Origin of the sequence: Synechococcus sp. H55.7 (assembly GCF_047462395.1) — a bacterium.
Taxonomy (GTDB): Bacteria; Cyanobacteriota; Cyanobacteriia; order Thermostichales; family Thermostichaceae; genus Thermostichus.
Map to the genome: position 1 here is coordinate 1 of NZ_JANSJD010000017.1, position 18,097 is coordinate 18,097.

Below are 18,097 nucleotides of genomic sequence, written 5' to 3' on the forward strand. Positions count from 1 at the left end.
CTCCATAGACCAGCAAGGTGATTTGTGCGGTCAGCATGATTGGGAAAGCCTTGTCCTCTCTCGGTTTAGCTTAATCGGCGGGAAGCCCCGCACTGTATTTGTGAATTGTGTTTACTCAACGAAGATGAGTGCCGGGAGTCGTTCACTCAACGAGGATATCGCGAATCAAGGGCAAGCGAATGCTGATGTAGCGATTGAGCACCGAGGCATCGACACTGCTGAGGACATGTTTTCTCTGGCAGGCGCTCAGAAGCAGATTCACCAAGTCGTCATCGCGTTTTGTGAGCCAATCTGGCCTGCCAATCTCGCTGACCAAAGACCAAAACTGGCGTACCATTTCAGGAGTCATGGCATCCATTTTGTGGGGATAGGGGCTAGCTGCAAAAGAATGGTCTAGGCCATTGACCTGATTCTAGAAAAAAGACCTCACCTGTGAGAGCAATATTTCAGCTCCGTCACAACTTAGGATAAGATGTCATGCTTTCCCATAAACCTCAGTAAGTGCCGACCATCCTTGTTCAGAAAGCTTGAAGAAAACCAGAGGTTGCTAACCTTAGCCATAGCCATTTCAAGCCGGTCTAAAACATCTCCGCAGCGCCCTGCACCGCCATAGATGAGTAGCCTCCCCTTTGGAGCGGGAGAGGGGAGCGCAAAATTCGCAAGGTTTTCACCGCTACTTAGCATAACTATAGAAAAAATAACGATTCCCGTCAAAATCTGGTCATCACCCTATCGGCCTTAAGGTAAAGGCTGCCCGCTCTCCTTCACCAGAAGAGGAAGAACCTTGACGAGCCTGGGTGCTAGCGTAAGGTGTACTGCAGCTCATAAGCCCCTTTTTCTCCTGGCCCATAGGTGTTGGCCCGCAGGGTATAGGTGCCGGTGCGGGGCAGAAAGGCAATCATCAGAGCATCGGTTCCGCCGCCTTGGTCGTCATCCCAAGCCACGACTTCTCCGCTGGGATCCAACAGTTGCAAAAAAGCATCGAAGTCGGCGCTGGTTAGGGAGGCGATCAGGATCTGGCCGGCGCGAGCGGCAATGGGATATTCGTCCATCCAACTGCCATCCTCGGGGTGCTGCAGGGATCCCTCCTGCAGACGGCCTGATGGAGTTTGCTGCCAATCGATCTGGGTGAGGACATAGGTCAGCCGGTAGTTGCCGGTGGATTCTGGCTCAAAGCTGGTGGCTCGCAGGGTGTAGGTGCCGCCCTCTGGCAGACGCACCGCCAACAAGGCATTTATATCTGGGCCGGAGTCATCGTCAAAGCCGATCACCCGTCCTTGGCCATCCACCAGCTCCAGGTAAGCATCGAAATCTTCGCTCTCCAGGGCCGCAATCAGGATCTGCCCCGGCTGAGATGTAATCGAAATCTCATCCCAAAAGCTGCCATCCTGAGGGTTGCTCAGATCTTCAGGGCTGAGGGTTCCCGCCAGGGTTCGGCCATCTCTCCACAGGGGAGAAGAAGCAAGGGAGGATCCCACCTGCGCGCTCCTCTCTTGCAGCAGATCCAACCACCGACAACTGCTGGACAGCCCCAGCGCCACCAGACTCAGGGCCAAACAGGATCCCCAGCGGCGGGGAAGTGCGAAAGAACGACACAAGCTCAACATCGACAAGACTCCCCGCCCCTATGAGCCAAAACCACGCCTCAATTTTATCCATTGGTTTGCCGGGGCGGGTGGGTAACTTCACAGGGAATCCCAAGCTTGTAAGACGGCTTCCAGGGCCAGCCGCCCGTGGCCAAGATGGGTTCCCCCCTGCAAATAGACGGTGTAGGGATCCCGCATCGGCCCGTCGGCAGAGAGCTCAGCACTGCTGCCCGCAACAAAAGTGCCTGCCGCCATCACCACCGGATCGGCATAGCCGGGCATCACTTCTGGGATCGGGGTGAGGTAGGAATCCACCGGCGAGCTGCTTTGAATGGCGCGGCAAAAAGCCTGCAACTTCTGCGGGGATCCCAGTTGAATGGCCTGAATGATGTCGGTGCGGGGCGCTTGTGGCAGAGGCGAGACCGGGTAGCCCAGATCGTGAAACACCTGGGCGGCCAGGTGGGCAATCTTGACCGCTTCGGCCACCATCTGCGGGGCCAAAAACAACCCTTGAAACAGGAGCCGGTTGAGATCGAAGGTGGCCCCGCCTTCCGAGCCGATCCCCGGCGCCGTCAGCCGGCAGGCAGCCTGCTCCACCAGCTCGGCCCGCCCCGCCACATAGCCCCCCGCTGGGACGAGGGTGCCGCCTGGATTTTTGATCAGGGATCCGGCGATCAGATCGGCGCCCACATGGGTTGGCTCTTGGGTTTCCACAAACTCGCCATAGCAATTGTCCACCAAGACCACCACCTCCGGGTTTTGTGCTTTGACGATCTGGATCATCTCGGCAATCTGGGCAATGGAGAAGCTGGGCCGCCAACTGTAGCCACAGGAGCGCTGGATGTGCACCAGGCGGGTTTGCGGTCTGAGAGCGGTTTTCAGAGCCTGCCAATCGACATCGCCCTTCCGCAGATCCAACTGGCGATAGGTAACGCCGAACTCCCGCAGGGATCCCCGCCCCGATCCCCGCAGGCCGATCACCTCCTCCAGAGTGTCGTAGGGGGGGCCGGTGATGGCCAACAGCTCATCCCCCGGGCGCAGCACCCCGAACAAAGCACAGGCAATGGCATGGGTGCCGGAGACCATCTGCAGCCGCACCAGCGCCGCCTCACAGCCCATGATCTGGGCAAACACCCGATCCAACACCTCTCGCCCCCGGTCGTCGTGGCCGTAGCCCGATACGCCGGCAAAGTGGTGGGATCCCACCTGCTGGTCGTGGAAGGCCCGCAACACCCGCGCCAGGTTCTCCCTGAGAACCTGGTCCATCGCCTGAAACCGCTCCTGCAGAGCCGCTTCTGCTCTGTCCAACAGCGCCGCCGCCTGCAACGGGATCCCTTTGCCCACCGAGTTCACCCCACTTCTTGCCCACAAACCGGCCTTAACCCTAGCAGAACCGGCCACCAACCCAGAGGCCAAAAACAGCTTCTCAGACCTGCTACTTCTGGGAACGATGGCTTCACAGAAACTCTATCTTGATAAAAACCTTAATTTCAGTTAGCACTTCTTCATCTTCTCTGTCAGTTTCTGCCCCGGCCAGACAAAGCGTCCCCTGCCGCTGCGGCCCACACCAGGTTGTATAATGACCCAATAGAGGGATATTGACGGGAAGAATAGAGGGATATTCGGACTGGGGGAAGGTGCCGGTTCAGCAGCCGCTGCTTTTCTCGACTGCATGGGAGTTTCCTTGAACAACTCGGCTCCCTCTTTTAGGTATTGACAATAGCGAGTGTTGTTGGGAGAGTTTTACCCATCTATCCTTCACCTCTCCGATCCGCAGAGTCGAATTCAAGTGTTAGCAAAAGAAAGTATTTCAAGTTTCGCCGGCAAGATTGCTCTCTCCAGCCCTTTGCTTCATACCTTCTCCACCTAACTTAACTTAGGGTTCTGAATTCTAGGGATCCCTCTTTGCCCGAGCAATCGCACTGGTGTGCGAGCCATCAAGAGTTAAGACAGCCTAAATTTATTCTTAACTCCTGGTCGGGAACCCGAGGGGAGGTGTTAACTTAGACTTAACCCAAGAGGTTAGTGCCGCTTGCATGGCCCCTTTTCGCAAGTTGCCGGGCCGCGATCATGCCTGAGGTGGGGGCTGTTTTCTAGGGATCCTTTGCGAGGGTAAGGCGCTAACTTTAGGCGTAAACCGATACAACTGGGAGAGTCTCCATGACTAAGCTTGTGATCCAAGGGAAGAACGTCGAGATTACCGACGCCATCCGCAGCTACGTTCAAGAAAAAATTGAGCGTGCTGTCAGCCATTTTGCCCAGATCACCAGTGAGGTTGATGTCAATCTATCGGTAGCCCGCAACCCCCGTATCAGTGCCAGCCAATCTGCCGAAGTGACCGTCTACGCCAATGGCACCGTTATCCGGGCGGAAGAAAGCAGCGAAAATCTCTATGCCAGCATCGATCGTGTGGCCGACAAGCTGGCCCGCAAGCTGCGCAAATACAAAGAACGCAATGGCGTGCACCGCACCCGCCACGCCCCCAAAACCTCTTGGGCGGTGTCCCAGCAGCCTGTTACCGATCCGCTTAATACCGAACGGCAGCCGGAGTTGCCGGCTGAGGTGGTGCGCACCAAATACTTCGCCATGCCTCCCATGTCAGTTCAAGAAGCGCTGCACCAGTTGGAGCTGGTGGATCACGACTTCTATGTTTTCCGCAATATCGAAAACGGCGAGATCAACGTCATCTACGTCCGCAACCACGGCGGCTACGGCCTGATCCGCCCCCGCTAAAGCTTCGTGAAGATGCGCGGCGAACCTTTCTCCCAACTTGCTTCGCGGGGATCGAGCAACGCTTTCTATCTTTTGCTGCAGCTTACCGATTCTGCCCTGCCGATTGGTGGTTATTGCCACTCGTGGGGTTTGGAAACGGCGGTTCAGGCGGGTCAACTTCGGGATCGGGTCGGGGTGCAGCAGTATCTGCTGGGGGTTTTGCACATGAGCTTGGCCCCCATTGAGGGCAGAGCCTGTGCCCTGGCCCACCGTTTGGCGCAAGCGGGATCCCCGTCGGGAGTAGAGAAGCTGCAGCGGCAATTGCAAGCCACCCGTTGGGCGGCGGAGCCGCGGCAAGCCAGCTTGGATCTGGGGAAGCGTTTGACTCAACTGGCAGAACGCACCTGGGGAATCTCCGTCCCCCAAGCAGTGGGGGAGCCGTGGCATCATCCCTTGGCCTTCGGCTGGATCTGTGCTCAGGCAGGCATTGGGCTGGAAGATACCCTACGGGCCTTTTTGTTTGCCTCCCTCACCGGGTGGGTCTCGGCGGCGGTGCGCTTGGTGCCTTTGGGGCATAGCGAGGGGCAAAGTCTGCTGGCCCAATTGTATGAGCCGATTGAGACCGTGGTGCAGCAGGAGATCCTGCCGGTTGTCCGGCGGGATCCTGCTCTCAATTGGCCTGCCCTGAGCAGCTTCGCCCCCCTCAACGAGCGCGATTGCCAAGCCCACCAGCAGCTCTATTCCCGCCTTTTTCAGTCCTGAATGCTGTCCCCTCTCCCTCTGGGAGAGGGGCTGGGGGTGAGGGCGGGGCACAGTTCAGCGGAGAGGCTCCCCAACGGCCAGCACCTGCTGCAGGAACTGATCCTGTTGCCGGCGCAAAACGCCCAGATCGGGACTGTGGTTGAGCAAGATGAAGTTGTGGCCATTGGGCAACTGCCCCATCAGCATCAGCCGCTCCGCAGCGGATCCCACCTGGGCAGTCGTACCTGGGGGCAAGGTGCGCGCCCTCAGGGTGCTGTGGCCGATGCCTGCTCTGGGCAGGATCCGAGTCGGATCCCCATCTGTGAGATCCAGCAGGTGTTCCCAGAGATGAGCTAGGGCGCGAGGGGAGAGGTACAGTGCTTGCCCTCCTTCTCCAAGGCGGATGTCTTGCTCAGCAGGGGCCATTTGGGGATCCAGGCGGGCAATGGGCTGAGCCACCAATCGCTGCCGCAGGTACTCCAGCAGGGCCGTTTTGCCCCCCAGCTCCGCCAACAGGGCTTCTGCCATGGCCCGGTCGTTGCTGCCGTTGAGGAGTTGCAGCAGGGATCCCAGGCGCAGCGAGGTGTAGACGGCCAGGCAATGGGCATCTGCAGGCCAATCCCTCAGGAGCGACACAGAGCCGCCAATGGCAACCGGATGGGGCTGTTGGGTACCGCTGAGAAGCTCTGCCAGACGCCGGGCGCCGGCCACAGGATCGGGCTGGCCCAGCAAACGGAAGGGGGGCACCACCTTCACATCCCCGTCGATCTGGCGAATCCCAAGGCTGTGTAAGTGACGGGCCAGCTCGGCCACATTTGCCTCTGTGAAATAGGGATCCCCGCTGCCCACGAGGATCAAATCTCCCGTCAGGCGGTGGCCTGACCGATGGCCTGTGGTGTAGAACCGGGTTTCAAAGCGATGCTCGTAGCCCCAAGTCTCCAGAGCCATCAAGCTGATGGCCAACTGATCCAAGGCCCCCACCGGCAAAGGCCGATCCAGCAGGTGCTCCGCCAACAGCTCCCCCTGCGGCGTCCACAGCAGGATCCCCTGTTGTGAGAGCGCTCCCCCTTGGGCCGCCAATCCCTGCAAAAAGCCAGACAAGACCCCCGCATAGGGAGAATCTTTCCACCCCGGCGATTGTGCGCGGGGCCACCAGGGGGGAAGGCCCGGAGTCCCACTGGGGGAAGGCAGGGGTGGTGGTGGGGTGGGGATGGGGGGAAAAGGATTCTGAGCCGATGTGGGCAACTCGGCACCTATGCGGTTGCTCCAGCAGGCCCCCAAAGCCAAAGCACCAACCAACGGGATCCCTGCCCGGAGGAGATGACAATGGGGGCGCAACCCCTGTGGGATAAGCGGCATGATGACCTCACCCAAGACACTTGCAAAAGACGACGGGCTGGCAAGACTTGACGCTACTCTAGTGCCATCCGAACCGCCTTGGCAAATCTTCGTTGCAGCCTAGATATCTTTAGTACTAAGAAATGTTAAGCTAAAAGCCTGGATCCCGAACCGAGGTGAGGCCCATGGAACCCCTTTACGCTGGCGGCAACTTCTCCAGTTCTTTTGTTAATCCCCCCATTTACTCCGCCATTGCCCTGCTTAGCTTTTTTGCTCTTATCTTCGGCATCATTTTCAAAGATAAGCTGGAATACCAGGTAGCCCTTTGGCAGCTCAACCGAGATAGCCAGGCAACAATTCGCTACCGGACTCCTGGGGTGATCCTCACCTACGGTCTCTGCTGTTTGTTTACCCTTGGTTTTGTGGTGGCGTGTTTGAACGTCTTTGGCCTGTCTCTGACTCTGGCCAGTTGGGTGGGTGGAATCCTGGTGCTGAGTACGGCAGGCTTGGTGTGGTGGCAGTTGGGATCCCTACTGGCCCTGTTGGCTATGGGGGGCTCCCAGGCCATTGATATCGACTCTTACGGGGCAGAGGCTGCTTGGGATGCCAAGACAGCAGCGCCCCCTGAAGGGGAATAGGCGCTAGCCTCTGTTCACCAGAGCCCCCATCTCAATCGCAAACCCAGTGCTCTTTCGCTTCTTCTCATGACTGCGGCCCTCCCTTCATCCTGGCGCTACGCCTACTACCCCGGCTGTGTGGCCCAGGGGGCTTGTCGCGAGCTGTACGACTCTACCAACCGGATCGCGCGGCATTTGGGCATCGAACTGGTGGAGCTGGAGGCAGCTTCCTGCTGTGGTTCCGGCACCTTCAAGGAAGAATCGGAGCTGCTGGAAGATACGGTGAATGCCCGCAACCTGGCTTTGGCAGAGGCATTGGGGTTGCCGATGCTCACCCACTGCAGCACTTGCCAGGGGGTGTTGGGCCGCGTGAATGAAAAGTTGAAAGCTGCGAAAACCGCGGATCCTGAGTACTTTCACCGGGTGCAAACCCTGTGCCAGCAAGGAAGCTGTGAGAGCTGCTACGAAGGCACCGGCGATGTGCGCCATTTGCTGTGGGTGCTGGTTCATGACTACGGCCTGGAGCGATTGGCCCGACAGGTGAAACGGCCTCTGTGGGGGCTGCGCTGCGCCGCCTTCTACGGGTGTTATCTGTTGCGGGCCTACGATATCTCCCGCTTTGACGTGGCGCGGGATCCCCGTTTGCTGGAGGATCTCTTCGAGCATTTGGGGGCCACCCCTGTTTGGTATCGCGGGCGCACCCAGTGTTGCGGTTGGCCCCTTTCCAGCTATGCCCCGCAGCAGTCTTTCTCGATGGCAGGCCGGCACCTCCTCGAAGCAATCGAGGCGGGGGCCGATTGTGTGGTTACCCCTTGCCCCCTGTGTCACCTCAATTTGGACTCGCGCCAGCCGGAGGTGGAGCAGGTGATCGGGCGCAAGCTGGGAATCCCGATCCTGCATGTGCCGCAATTGGTGGGCCTGGCCCTGGGGATCCCGGCGGAAAACCTGGGATTGAACCGCCATGTGGTGCAGGCGGAAAGGGTCTTGCAAAAACTAGGCCGCTAAACTCCAGGGGGGATCCCTGGGCAAACATCAGGTGGGTTCTGCCTGGGAAGGATATGCTATTCTGCCCAGCAAGATACCCAGCCCTGTTCAAAAACCGCAAAGACCCTCGTAAGCTTAGATTCGGCATACTCCTGCTTGGCAGCTCCCTATGGTAGTCTCGGATCCCCTGGGCCTTGTCGTGCAAGAAGTGCAGCGGGGCGGGTACGCAGACCGAGTCAAAAAGCTGGTTTACTTTGCCTGCACCAGCACCTGGGAAGGCGATGTCGGCAAGTTGAGCCAAATAGACCTGAAGGCACTCCTGGAGCAGCTCTGCCGTGAGCACGCAACCCTTGATGCTCTGGGCCAGCGCTTTCGAGATGCCATCAGCCGCATCAACAAAAAAGCCGAGTATGCCCGCATCGCCAAGATGCTGCTGAGCAAGCTGGAGCCTTTGTATCAACAGCCGCAAGCAGATCCATCGGTTTGGGCTCAGCCCTCGCCTGTCTTGTCTTTGAAGTACGGGGGTTTGCAACTGCAAAAGCAAGACTACGATCCCTTCGAGTTGCGGGCAGGGGTGATGCGGCAAGCCAGCCCTTTGCGGGTCAAGCTGGTTCTGTTCACGGCTTTGTACCACAAAGTAGAGCCCACTCTGCAGGGGTTGGCGGCCCTACGGCGCTACAGCCTGGATGAGCTGCTCACAGCCCTTTATAGGGCCTGCAATTCCCCCCAAGAGCTGGAAACTCGGCTGAAGGAGGCGGTGCAACAGTCGCAGGAGCCTGATCAGGATGGCCAAGCTGCCAATGCCGTGCTGCAGATGCTGAAGCCTCTTTACGTTTCCGTGCCCCCAGAAACCGCCGCTGGTGGAGGGTTAGCTGCCGAGCCCGCCTCTGTCGCTCTCGATTGGCTCGATACAGAAGATGCTGTTGGCGCTCCCATGACTTGGGTCGAGGATGGGGAGGATCCCTCTATAGGGTCTCCGGCTTTTACAGCTCTGGCAACATCGCCCAACCCCTCTTCTGACCTCCGACAGGCGATCCCAGAGTCCTGCCGCCAACTGCTCCATCGCAGCGCCGGATCCCTGATGGTGGCCATCGAGAACACCCTGAGCGAGTTGGGCAATGCTCTGGACGAAGGACTACAGGATGAGGATCCCGCCCAATATCTGACGCTCAAACACCAGGTGTTGCGCGGCTTCTTGAGGGATGTCGAGGGATCCGCCGCGATGTTCAGGGGGATTTTGAAAAAGCTGGAGCAATCGGAGTGGCGCCTGGTGCAGCCCCTTCGCGGCGGCGGTGGAGAACACGCTCTGCCGGAAGTGCCTGGCGAGCTGGTGGATCCCTATGCTTCCCTGAGACAGGTGTTGGCCAGCAGCGAGCTAACTCGGCAAAAGCCGCAGCTAGAGCAGGAGGTGATGCGTCTGGTGCGGCGCAGCGTCAGCTCGGTTAAAGCGGCTATCGAACAGGCCCTGAGCGAGTTGGGCCAGGCGTTGGATGAGCAGTTCCCAACCTGTAGCCTGGAAGAAGCCTTGGTTCTCAAGTACCAGGCGTTGCGCGCCTTTTTGCAGGAAGTGGAGGAGATCTCTACGAAATTTGCTGCTCTGTTGGAACGTATGGAAGAGGCAGAGCGCCGTCTGTTCGGACTGGTTTGAGAGCCAACCCCCTGTTTGGGGATCCCGTCTAGCACTCATAGCCATCGCCTTCGAATTCCATACGCTGTCGCCAACGCGCCGCTCTAACTCCCCTCTCCCTTTGGGAGAGGGGCTGGGGGTGAGGGCTGGGAGAGGGGCTGGGGTGAGGGCGGCGCAGAGCGGTAGGGAAACGTCGTGATTTTCTTCTAGAATGGCCACCAGTTAGATCCCCCCTCACTGCTTCATCTGAGCTCCCCCTCTCTACCTATGGATGCCAAGGAGCTGCTCCGCCTCTACCGGGCAGGACGCACTAACTTTGCGGGCGAAAACCTAGCCGCCCTGGATCTAAGCCGGGCCGATTTAATCGGGGTGGATCTCTCGCAAGCCAACCTGCGCAGTGCCAATTTGATTTTTGCTTTTTTGGGGCGGGCCAAGCTGCAGAAGGCCAACCTTGTTGGGGCTAACCTCGGTGGGGCCAACCTCAGCCAGGCGGACTTGAGCGAGGCGGATCTCAGAGATGCTCAGTTGCACGGCGCCACTTTGCAGGGGGCAGATTTGCATGGGGCCAACCTGACCCTGGCCCTGCTGCTGGATGCCAATCTGCTGGATGCGGATCTGCGCTGGGCTAACCTCACCAGCGCCAACTTGGGGGGGGCTTGTCTGCGGGGGGCCAACTTGCGACTCGATAGTCGTCGGGGAGCGGTGTTGCGCAACGCCAATCTCAGCCGCGCCGACCTGAGCGGAGCCAACCTGGCGGGAGCGGATTTGACGCGGGCCGACCTGAGCGGGGCCAATCTCAAAGAGGCCAGCCTGCTCAGGGCCAACTTGCAAGGGGCCAATCTGCAGCAGGCCTGTTTGCAGGGAGCCATCCTGAGCGAGACCGACCTAAGGGGGGCTGCCTTTACAGGAGCAAACCTGCAAGGAGTGCAGATGATGCGGGCCAATTTGAAGGAGGCGATACTGCGCCAGGTGAATCTGACAGAAGCCAACTTGAGTGAGGCAGATCTGGCCGGGGCCGATTTTTCCGCCAGTTGCCTGCGCTCGGCCAAGCTGACGCGGACGGATCTCAGTCGGGCCAATCTGGCCGGGGCCGATTTGAGGCATGCCAACCTGGTGGACGCCTACTTGGGGCGCACCAACCTGGAAAACGCCGATCTCGGCGACGCGATCCTGACCCGAGCCGATCTAAGCACGGCTAACCTCAGCGGTGCCAATTTGCGCGGGGCAACCCTGCCGGATGGACGGATTGGGTGAGCAAGGCGGGGATCCGCCCTGGAGCAGGTGAGGTTTTCCGCTGTCCTGGGAGCACCACAACCGCTAGCCTACAGGGGAAGGGTGGGACAAAGGGATCCGTGAACAGCCGCCGATTTCTGTCTTTAATGGAAGCCTTGTGGGCTGCTCTGCCTTTGCCGGAATGGTTGCCGGGGGCGGGGGAGCGCTCGTGGCAGCAGACGGTGGCAGCCCTGCTCCAGCTATGGCAAGAGGTGGGACGGTTTGGCGTGGTGATCGGTGGGCCGGTGTCTTGGTGGCCCCCCTGGGTGGTGCGGGATCCGCTGCCCCAGCTGCCGCTGCCCATCGACGCCCCAGAACCCAACCTGAAGCTGCAAGAGCCGGCCCGCGAAGCCCCCTGGCTGTTTACCCCCGATCTGTCGCCGGAGTCGATCCTGACCCCTGGCCAGACGGTGATCCCTCTCCTGCCGCGGGATCCCTTGGTGGAGGAGCCTTTTTTGCTGGTGCTCACCCCTGTTTTTTCGGCGGTGGCCGCCCAAGGGTATCACCCCCACACGCGGCAAAGAGGCATGATGGTGTCTTTTGAGCCGGAGGTGGTGCATCGGGCTTGGCAAAGCCTGGAGCAGCGGGTTCAACAGGGCAGGCCGGATCAGCTTGCTGCTTGGCGAGAGTTGGCCATCCACTATCCACTGATGCAGCCGCATGTGCGGGTGCTGGCCCGCTTCAGCAGCCTTCTTTTGTTAGGGAACTTGGCCGAATCGGGCTCCTCGCCCGCTTGCCTGCCCCCTGCCAGAGCTGAGGTGGAGAACTCCCCTGCGCCCCCAACCCGGCCAGAAGACACCAAGAAGGGGCGGCTCTCGGCAGCTTCCTCTCCCCCTTCCCCCACAGATTCCTCTCCCCAGAGCCAGTCCTCTGGTCAACAGAGCAGCCTTTCGGAGGCAGAACTGTTGCGGGCTCTCATTCACGAGATCCAGACCCCCCTTAGCACCATCCGCACCTTGGTCAGTCTCATTCTGAAGCGGCGCGACCTGCCGCCACGGGTACGGGAATACGTAGAGAAAATCGATCGCGAATGTACCGAGCAGATCAACCGCTTCGGGCTGTTCTTCCAGGCCACGGAAACGGTGATGCCCGCTGCCACTCCCGGCGAAGGGCGTCGGCTCCAGCTAGAGCCCATTGCGTTGGTGGACTTGGTGCGGCAAAACCTACCTCGCTGGCAGGAGCAGGTGAAACGACGGGGATCCCAACTGGAGCTGCAGATCCCCGACGAGCTGCCGGATGTGGTCAGCGATCCCAAGGCGCTGGAAGCGGTGCTGTTCGGCATGGTGGATCGCATTGCCCGCAGCACACCGGCCGGCAGCCACATTCGCGCCCAGCTGGTCAGCGCTGGCGAGCTGGTCAAACTCCAGTTTCAGGTCAACACACCTGAGGCCAGCAACGCCGCTGCCGACTCAGAGCCCAAATCTCCCCAAGCCATTGGGCAGCTGTTGGTCGTGCAGCCGGATACGGGTGCAGTGAGCCTCAGCCTTCCCGTCACCCAAACCTTGTTCCGCGCCTTGGGGGGCTACCTCACCGTGCGCCACCGCGCCCACCGGGGGGAAATTCTCAACATCTACCTGCCCCGCCAGCTATGAGCCACCGATCCCGCTCTCATCCCGATATCCTTATGGCGGATCGCAGGGGAGATGGGGCTAGGATCGATCTGCCAGCGCCGGGAGAGTCTAGAGATTGGATCCATGCCGAGAGCCAGAAAAGTTGCCGAACACCATCCAGAGCCAGAGCCTGCCTGTGGAGCTGGGGATCCCAGGCCTGGCGGGGGGATCACCCTATCTGCCCAGCAGCTCTCCACCTTGCTCCACGAGATGCGCAATCCTCTAACTGCCCTGAGCACGTTGGCCAAGTTGTTGCAAAAGCGTCTGCCCCCCGACGATCGCAACCATTGGATTGGCCTCAGCATTGAGCAAGAGTGCAGGCATCTGCAGGATCTGCTGGCGGAGCTCGAGCGCTTGGACGGGATCCCAGCCCCTCTCCACCTGCGGCCACTTGCCTTGGCCGACCTGCTGCGGGAGTGGATCCCCATCTATCAGGCTCTGGCAGAAGCACAGGGACATCGCTTTCAGGCCGTTCTTCCCCCTTCCCTGCCGCCGGTACAGGCGGATCCCCGCGCCCTGCGCCAGGTGTTGGATAACTTAATCGACAACTCCTGCAAGTACACCCCGCCCCCCGGCGACATCCAGCTCAGGGTGGAGGTCAAGCTCACCGAGGAAGCGAGAGGCTCAAGCGCCTCCTCTCGCCAAGAGGTGTGGATCGCCGTCTGTGATAATGGCCCCGGCATCCACCCCGAGAACCTGGAGCGGATCTTTGACCCTTTCTTTCGGGCGGATCTTTCTAAGCCAGGACAGGGGCTGGGGTTGGCCATTAGCCGCGACTTGGCCACCCAGATGGGAGGAGACCTTCGCGTGGACAGCTCCCCCCAAGGCTCTTGTTTTCGCCTCAGATTGCCCACGGCCCAGTAGAGCTTGAAAGTGTGAGCAAGGGTGTTTCTCCCAGCCAAAATCTTGAAAGCTATCCAGGAGCTGCCCAATGGCCCCCTCCGCTCAAGCCAAACCCGAACCTGCCTTGGCCCGCATCTTGTTGGTAGATGACGAGCCAGGTCTGCGGGAGGCAGTGCAAGCCTACCTAGAAGACAGCGGCTTTGAGGTGATCCCGGCTGCCAACGCCCAGCAGGCTCTGCAGCTTCTCGGCACGGCCCAACCGCAACTGATCATCTCCGACATCATGATGCCGGGCATGGACGGCTACCAATTTTTGGCGCAAGTGCGAAAACTCGAGCCCTACAGCCATCTGCCGGTGGTGTTCCTCACCGCCAAAGGCATGACTGCCGACCGCATCCAGGGCTACCGGGCCGGCGTCGATGCCTACTTGCCCAAGCCCTTCGATCCGGAAGAGCTGGTGGCCATTGTCTCCAATCTCATTGAGCGCTCGCGCGCGGCTAGCCCCTCGGAAGTGGTGGCCCGCGAGCTGGCCTCGATTCGCGCCCTGCTGTCGGAGCGAACTCTCCCCCCAACCAGTCCCTCTCAGCCCCTCACCCCAACTCCTTTGCCCCCACCGATTAAGGTGGAGCTGACGCCGCGGGAACAGCAGGTGTTGGAGAAGGTGGCAGAAGGTCTGATGAACAAAGAAATTGCCAAACAACTGCAAACCAGCGTGCGCAACGTGGAAAAATACGTCACCCGCCTCCTCAACAAGACGGGCACCAGCAGCCGCACCGAGCTGGTGCGCTACGCCCTCACCTACGGCCTGATCCGGTTGTAGCCCTCACCTACGGCCTGATCCGGTTGTAGCCCTCACCCCCGGCCCCTCTCCCAGAGGGAGCTGCCCTCACCCCCGGCCCCTCTCCCTCTGGGAGAGGGGAGAAGGAGCTTACGGCTGTGGCTTGGGCGGAACGGTAACCAGCAGCTCCAGCCCAAAGGCGTGCTCCCCGGCGGGGTAGCTGGTGATCCCCACCCCATCGATGCGGGTCAGCAGCTCGCGGGCTTCCGGCTCTACGCTGGCCAGCCCACCTGGCAAGGCGGCTTCCAGCACCGTGCGGAGGCCTCGCCAATTCAGCAAAAAGTAGCCGTAGTTGGGCTTGGGCAACTGGTTGTAGAGGGTTTTCAGCGGCTCGGTTTGAGGAAGCAGATTGCCCTGGCGCTGGGCAAGGCTTTGCAGCGCCGCCGTGCTGGTGGTAACCATCAGGTAGTTGCCTTCCCAGGCACGGGTTAGAAGCGGACGGTTAAACAAGGGATCCGCCCAGGTTACCTGGCCATCGGCTTCCGTTACTCGCGCGCCCGACTCCTGAGCCAGCCGATCCAACTGGGCCAGGGCCGCGTTGGCTTTGTCTTTTTGGCTGCTCTCGATGATCAAAGCCGCCCCCATGCCTTGCAAGAGGGGGTGGGCCTGGGCATCGGGCGCCACCAGCAAGGCTATCTCCCCATCCAGCCAAGCCATCAGGTCTCGATCCAGATCCAGGCGGGTGTTGGTGCGGAACTCGGCCCGCAGTTCATCCAGGGACTCTTTGGCCTGGGGATCCTCTTCCAGCTCCGACACAACCGCCTGCCAGCGTTGGGCAACCTGCTGGGTGGTGATCACCGCCAGGGCACTGCCGGGCAGCCGCTGGATCAGCTCGCCCCGGGCAGTCTGCCACCTGCGCAGCAGGGGAGTTTGGGGATCCAGTTGGGTGAGTAGGCGCATCTGCAGGCCCTGCTCCCGCCAGTGGGCAGCCATAGCCAAAGAGCGCAGCGGCTGCAGGGATCCCAGCTCTGCCGGATCCCAGTCCCGCGTCCAATCTCGGAAAGACTCGGGATCCTCCTGCAAAGCCTGGAAGTTGAAGTAGGCAAAGGCCAGGGCGCCCGGCTTCTGGTAGAGATCGCCCACGGCAGCTTGGAAAGCTTCGGCGCGGCTAATGGGCTCCGCCTGGCCGCGATAGACAGCAATTGCCTGCTCCATCACCTTGGGATCGTTGGCCAGGGCCACGAAGCGGTTGCCAAACTCCGCAGTCACCCACCGTTCGCCCGGCTCCCCATTGGTTTGCACGTAGAGAGTCACCCCTTGCTCCTGGCGCTGCTCGAAGTTGGCCCCTTCCGCCTCTGCCTGTTGCCGCACTTGGGCCAGGAATTGCCTGGACAGATCGGCGTTGCGGGTGCTGGCTCCAAAGAGGATCCCGGGCACCGGCTCCGCAGCCCCCGGCACTAGATTGGGGATCACCACCGCCAGCGTGAATTGATCCCTGGCCCAGGCCTGGATTTCCTCGCGGGAGAACTCCTGGCCGGCGCTAGCCCAAGCTTTGTCCGTCCAGCTCTCCCACTGAGCCAAAAGGTCAGGGTGGGTGCGCAGCGCCTCTTCTGGTTTGGTAGAAAAGGCCAGCACTAAGGGTGCTGACTGGGGCACCAGCGCCGTCTCCGGCAGGACATCGCCGGGCAACTGCACCTGGGGTGCCCTGAGCTGACAGGAGCCCAAAAGCCAAGAGCCCCCCACCGCCATCAATGTCAGGGAGAACGGACGAGGGCGACGATAAAGTTGGGCCTGCATACCACACCTGCAACGAGCCGTCCTCTTGAGCATAAGCGATAAACTCGAAGGCTGTCTGTGATCCCAGGCCCGCCCGCCGAAATTATGTAGAAACTAGTTACTTGGATCGGGCGCGCGCGACCAGCCCATCCACATATTCGTTCCAGCGCAGACCCCGATGGGCTGGGATCCAGGCCACCCGCACCTGCGGGCACTGCCGTTTCAGTTGATACAGCTCTTGCACCAAGTCCAAGTTTTCCACCGACCCCGTGCGCCGCCGCCACCCCTGCGCTGCCCAGCGCTCCATCCAATCGTTGTAGGTCTGTACGCAAAGGTGAGAATCGCTGTAGATGGTGTCTATGCTGTTGCTCTGGGTGTCGTGGCAATATTGCAAAGCCCGAATGAGGCCGGTCAACTCCATGCGGTTGTTGGTGCTGGCGGGATCCCCTCCCCAAAACTTCTCCACAACTTGGTCATCCTCAACCACCACCACCGCCCATCCCCCTGGCCCCGGATTGGGGGAACAGCCCCCGTCGGTAAAGATGCCGCTGTGGGGGCAAGCAAGCGGACGGCTAGGGCGCGCTCCTCCACGGTTGTGAATCCGTGAGACTTGGGCCATCATTCAGGATCCCTGCTCGCAACAGACACTGGATCTTAACCCCCCCAGGCCTGTCAGCGCCACTACTTAGTAGATATTTAGTGGAAGCAGCGTCAGCGAAGCCTTATTTCACACCATCAGCAGCATAAGCCCCGTTAGGGTATAGAGATAGGGAACTCCTGCCAAAACAGCGCAAACAAAAACCCCCAGAAAACCTGGGGGAGGAGTGGTGTGTTGAGGTGATGAATACTCGCATGATATCCCCCCAATTCAGCGAGTAGGCCAACTCGGCGGGAGATCTCTGCGTTTTTTTGCAGAAATCATTGCAGATGCTGGAAAGCATCAGACACTAGAAGCCAGCGCACCAGAACAGAGCTTATTTTCATCTTGATCAGGTATAGTGCTTAGTTTTGGAAAAATATCTAATTAAGCACTAGGGGTAGAGAGGTCTGATAATGATTTTTTTAGGTGCCCGCCGCTGACACTAGGGGTTGTGTCAAGCCCAAATGAGCATAGAGGCGAGAAAAGTCAAAATTTGCTGACATTAGCTCCTGGATGCAGCGGACTTTCACCTCCTCATGGAGGCGAATTTGGCCAAAAACCCGTTCGATGCGGTTAATGGTGGTGAAAGTGTCCAGATCCACCGAGAGGATCGGCACTTCCAGCTCTTCTGCTCGAGATTGAATGCGGGGATCCAGAGGCAGCTTGCCGGTCAAGATCAGGCAGAGGGTGGAAGTTTCCAGGGCGGCCAGTTGAATATCGGTGCGGTCTCCGCCGGTGATCACCGCCTTGTGCTCCAGCTTGCGGAAGTACTTCAAGGCCGAGTTGACGTTCATCGCCCCCACGGCGATGTTTTCTACCATCAAATCCAGGCGATCTGGGCAGCAGAGCACCTCGGCCTCCAGTTGCCGCGCCAGCTCGCCGACGCTGATGCTGCGCAAAATGCGGTGGGAGGGCAAAATGCCCAAAACCGGGATCCCTTTCGCCTCCAGGAAGGGTCGAACGGTGGTCTTGGTGGGCTCCATCTGGTCGGGCGGCACATCGTTGAGCAGCACGCCGGCCAAATGGGATCCCAGTTGGCGGTGGGCAAAGAGAAGAGAATCGACCGCCAAAGGGGAGTGGTAGCGGTTGATCAGCAGTACCTGAGCATCCAGGGCTTGGGCCATTTTGGCCAAGGAGAGGCCAAACAACTCTCCCTCGTAGAGATCGGCGGGGCCCTCTAGCAGGATCAAATCCGCAGCGGATCCCTCGGCAAACTCCAGCAGAGGGGCAACGGAGCAGGCGGGGGCCAGCTTCTCCAGCGACTGCTGGATGTGAGCCAGCAACGCCTCTTCGTTGAGCTGGAGAAGCATGGGAGGCATCTGAGTCAGCCGCAGCGTCTCCGCTACAAAGCGCATATCCGGATCCATCCCTTCCGGGGAGCCATCCTCTCTAGCCCACGATCCAATCGGCTTGCTGTAGGTAACTTGCACCCCCTGCCGCTGCAAATGCTTGGCCAAACCCAAGATGGCTGCCGACTTGCCGCTGAAGGGCTCAGTAGAACCGATGAGAAGGAACTTGGACACGGATGGCTCCTGGCAACGCGAGAGACAGAGAACTCCGATACCCAGTCTAA

At 60.0% G+C, this 18,097-nt stretch carries 16 protein-coding genes; 9 read left to right on the forward strand and 7 right to left on the reverse strand.

Annotated features, from left to right (window positions below):
* Window positions 1-142: 142 nt before the first annotated feature.
* The 3 genes from NW851_RS09315 to NW851_RS09325 all read right to left on the reverse strand — a co-directional run bounded on the left by NW851_RS09315 (window position 143) and on the right by NW851_RS09325 (window position 2,912).
* The gene (locus tag NW851_RS09315; protein WP_414335497.1) at window positions 143-349 is read right to left on the reverse strand and encodes a hypothetical protein; all 207 of its coding nucleotides are present in this window, start codon (window positions 347-349) and stop codon (window positions 143-145) included.
* A gap of 451 nt (window positions 350-800) precedes the next feature.
* The gene (locus NW851_RS09320) at window positions 801-1,607 is read right to left on the reverse strand and encodes a PPC domain-containing protein (RefSeq protein ID WP_414335495.1); all 807 of its coding nucleotides are present in this window, start codon (window positions 1,605-1,607) and stop codon (window positions 801-803) included.
* 78 nt (window positions 1,608-1,685) lie between these two features.
* The gene (locus NW851_RS09325) at window positions 1,686-2,912 is read right to left on the reverse strand and encodes an aminotransferase class I/II-fold pyridoxal phosphate-dependent enzyme (RefSeq protein ID WP_414335499.1); all 1,227 of its coding nucleotides are present in this window, start codon (window positions 2,910-2,912) and stop codon (window positions 1,686-1,688) included.
* Window positions 2,913-3,746: 834 nt separating this feature from the next.
* On the opposite strand from NW851_RS09325, the gene hpf reads away from it, so the two are divergent.
* Complete coding sequence (gene hpf / locus NW851_RS09330) at window positions 3,747-4,319, forward strand: ribosome hibernation-promoting factor, HPF/YfiA family (RefSeq protein ID WP_414335493.1); 573 nt, start codon at window positions 3,747-3,749, stop codon at window positions 4,317-4,319.
* Window positions 4,320-4,331: 12 nt separating this feature from the next.
* Window positions 4,332-5,060 (forward strand): urease accessory protein UreF, encoded by a 729-nt coding sequence (locus NW851_RS09335; protein ID WP_414335491.1) that lies wholly within the window; start codon window positions 4,332-4,334, stop codon window positions 5,058-5,060.
* A gap of 54 nt (window positions 5,061-5,114) precedes the next feature.
* On the opposite strand, the gene NW851_RS09340 is transcribed toward NW851_RS09335, so the two are convergent.
* Window positions 5,115-6,398: a D-alanyl-D-alanine carboxypeptidase gene (locus NW851_RS09340; protein ID WP_414338007.1), complete on the reverse strand. Its 1,284-nt coding sequence runs from the start codon at window positions 6,396-6,398 to the stop codon at window positions 5,115-5,117.
* A 164-nt stretch (window positions 6,399-6,562) separates the two neighbouring features.
* Here NW851_RS09340 and NW851_RS09345 point away from each other — a divergent pair, with 164 nt between their 5' ends.
* From NW851_RS09345 to NW851_RS09375, 7 genes are all read left to right on the forward strand, one after another.
* Entirely contained in the window at window positions 6,563-7,015 is a 453-nt protein-coding gene (locus NW851_RS09345) for a hypothetical protein (protein WP_414335488.1), read from the forward strand.
* A 66-nt stretch (window positions 7,016-7,081) separates the two neighbouring features.
* Entirely contained in the window at window positions 7,082-7,999 is a 918-nt protein-coding gene (locus tag NW851_RS09350; RefSeq protein ID WP_414338009.1) for a CoB--CoM heterodisulfide reductase iron-sulfur subunit B family protein, read from the forward strand.
* Window positions 8,000-8,147: 148 nt separating this feature from the next.
* A complete protein-coding gene (locus tag NW851_RS09355) occupies window positions 8,148-9,626 on the forward strand; it encodes a hypothetical protein (protein WP_414335484.1) in 1,479 nt (492 codons plus the stop codon).
* A 246-nt stretch (window positions 9,627-9,872) separates the two neighbouring features.
* Entirely contained in the window at window positions 9,873-10,859 is a 987-nt protein-coding gene (locus tag NW851_RS09360; RefSeq protein ID WP_414338013.1) for a pentapeptide repeat-containing protein, read from the forward strand.
* A 125-nt stretch (window positions 10,860-10,984) separates the two neighbouring features.
* Complete coding sequence (locus NW851_RS09365) at window positions 10,985-12,469, forward strand: sensor histidine kinase (RefSeq protein WP_414338016.1); 1,485 nt, start codon at window positions 10,985-10,987, stop codon at window positions 12,467-12,469.
* Between the two features lie 102 nt (window positions 12,470-12,571).
* Window positions 12,572-13,351 (forward strand): sensor histidine kinase, encoded by a 780-nt coding sequence (locus NW851_RS09370; RefSeq protein ID WP_414338019.1) that lies wholly within the window; start codon window positions 12,572-12,574, stop codon window positions 13,349-13,351.
* Window positions 13,352-13,418: 67 nt separating this feature from the next.
* Complete coding sequence (locus tag NW851_RS09375; protein ID WP_414336233.1) at window positions 13,419-14,150, forward strand: response regulator; 732 nt, start codon at window positions 13,419-13,421, stop codon at window positions 14,148-14,150.
* A 108-nt stretch (window positions 14,151-14,258) separates the two neighbouring features.
* Here NW851_RS09375 and NW851_RS09380 read toward each other — a convergent pair whose 3' ends face one another.
* The 3 genes from NW851_RS09380 to NW851_RS09390 all read right to left on the reverse strand — a co-directional run bounded on the left by NW851_RS09380 (window position 14,259) and on the right by NW851_RS09390 (window position 18,047).
* Window positions 14,259-15,905 (reverse strand): DUF3352 domain-containing protein, encoded by a 1,647-nt coding sequence (locus tag NW851_RS09380; protein WP_414338021.1) that lies wholly within the window; start codon window positions 15,903-15,905, stop codon window positions 14,259-14,261.
* 97 nt (window positions 15,906-16,002) lie between these two features.
* Window positions 16,003-16,506: a ribonuclease H family protein gene (locus tag NW851_RS09385; protein ID WP_414338023.1), complete on the reverse strand. Its 504-nt coding sequence runs from the start codon at window positions 16,504-16,506 to the stop codon at window positions 16,003-16,005.
* A gap of 440 nt (window positions 16,507-16,946) precedes the next feature.
* Window positions 16,947-18,047: a phosphotransacetylase family protein gene (locus NW851_RS09390; protein WP_414334723.1), complete on the reverse strand. Its 1,101-nt coding sequence runs from the start codon at window positions 18,045-18,047 to the stop codon at window positions 16,947-16,949.
* Between the last annotated feature and the right edge of the window lie 50 nt (window positions 18,048-18,097).

Coding starts and splice junctions, on each gene's coding strand:
- NW851_RS09315 (WP_414335497.1), bottom strand. CDS start 349: ATGACTCCTGAAATGGTACGCCAGTTTTGGTCTTTGGTCAGCGAGATT.
- NW851_RS09320 (WP_414335495.1), bottom strand. CDS start 1,607: ATGTTGAGCTTGTGTCGTTCTTTCGCACTTCCCCGCCGCTGGGGATCC.
- hpf (WP_414335493.1), top strand. CDS start 3,747: ATGACTAAGCTTGTGATCCAAGGGAAGAACGTCGAGATTACCGACGCC.
- NW851_RS09335 (WP_414335491.1), top strand. CDS start 4,332: ATGCGCGGCGAACCTTTCTCCCAACTTGCTTCGCGGGGATCGAGCAAC.
- NW851_RS09340 (WP_414338007.1), bottom strand. CDS start 6,398: ATGCCGCTTATCCCACAGGGGTTGCGCCCCCATTGTCATCTCCTCCGG.
- NW851_RS09345 (WP_414335488.1), top strand. CDS start 6,563: ATGGAACCCCTTTACGCTGGCGGCAACTTCTCCAGTTCTTTTGTTAAT.
- NW851_RS09350 (WP_414338009.1), top strand. CDS start 7,082: ATGACTGCGGCCCTCCCTTCATCCTGGCGCTACGCCTACTACCCCGGC.
- NW851_RS09355 (WP_414335484.1), top strand. CDS start 8,148: ATGGTAGTCTCGGATCCCCTGGGCCTTGTCGTGCAAGAAGTGCAGCGG.
- NW851_RS09360 (WP_414338013.1), top strand. CDS start 9,873: ATGGATGCCAAGGAGCTGCTCCGCCTCTACCGGGCAGGACGCACTAAC.
- NW851_RS09365 (WP_414338016.1), top strand. CDS start 10,985: ATGGAAGCCTTGTGGGCTGCTCTGCCTTTGCCGGAATGGTTGCCGGGG.
- NW851_RS09370 (WP_414338019.1), top strand. CDS start 12,572: ATGCCGAGAGCCAGAAAAGTTGCCGAACACCATCCAGAGCCAGAGCCT.
- NW851_RS09375 (WP_414336233.1), top strand. CDS start 13,419: ATGGCCCCCTCCGCTCAAGCCAAACCCGAACCTGCCTTGGCCCGCATC.
- NW851_RS09380 (WP_414338021.1), bottom strand. CDS start 15,905: ATGCAGGCCCAACTTTATCGTCGCCCTCGTCCGTTCTCCCTGACATTG.
- NW851_RS09385 (WP_414338023.1), bottom strand. CDS start 16,506: ATGATGGCCCAAGTCTCACGGATTCACAACCGTGGAGGAGCGCGCCCT.